The sequence below is a fragment of the Aequorivita sp. CRS11 genome (genome assembly GCF_059693805.1).
The window spans coordinates 1-715 of the sequence record NZ_JCATIG010000049.1; the positions used below are offsets into that span (position 1 = coordinate 1).

Here is a 715-nt window from a genome sequence, read left to right on the forward strand (position 1 = left end):
TTTTTAAAAGCACCAAATTTGGTTCATTCTCAAGCTTGACCAAAAAAGCAAGGCCGCTTAAAACGGCTTAAACGGGGTCAGCTTTTACGGAATTAAGGGGTTGTGCAACGGTTACCATTGTTGTGGTGCGTTTTTTTTATTAAATTATTCAATCGGTAGTACTTTATTTAGCCAAGTAATTTCTTCAAGGGAATTTTTATTTTCAAATAGTTCATTCATTAAGTTCGTATCTAAAAAGCACCCTAAACAATTATAGACAAGAATTGATGAAGATTTCCAAAATTTTATTTTTTCTAATTCTTTATCTTTCAATATGTAGTTTTTGTTTTGATTCAGCCGTTCTAATGTTAGGATAGCAAGGAATATTTCTCCACTATTTTTAGACTCCAATAAAGACGAAATTTCAGAATATTTTTTTTCTTTTATTAAATCAGTCATTTTATCAACAAGTGGTGTAGTTCCAGCAGAAACTCCGCACATAAAGCCAACAGTCAACTTTTCACGTTTTTCAGCTTGTCCGAAAATCAAAGTCGGAATCAAAAATAAAGCGGTTAATAAAAGTAATTTATTCTTATTCATTATTTTTTTTCAAATGTCTTGTCCTGAAATATGGCTACAGGTTAAAATTGATTTACGCTGTTTTTAAATATACCATATTTGGGGTTTTGAAATTTAAAGATAAATGTAATCTTATTTCATTGTATAATTTAATTGC

At 29.5% G+C, this 715-nt stretch carries 1 protein-coding gene; it reads right to left on the minus strand.

The window, feature by feature from the left end:
- Positions 1-144: 144 nt before the first annotated feature.
- The gene (locus tag AC58DT_RS15695; protein ID WP_497217733.1) at positions 145-579 is read right to left on the minus strand and encodes a hypothetical protein; all 435 of its coding nucleotides are present in this window, start codon (positions 577-579) and stop codon (positions 145-147) included.
- Between the last annotated feature and the right edge of the window lie 136 nt (positions 580-715).

Coding starts and splice junctions, on each gene's coding strand:
- AC58DT_RS15695 (WP_497217733.1), bottom strand. CDS start 579: ATGAATAAGAATAAATTACTTTTATTAACCGCTTTATTTTTGATTCCG.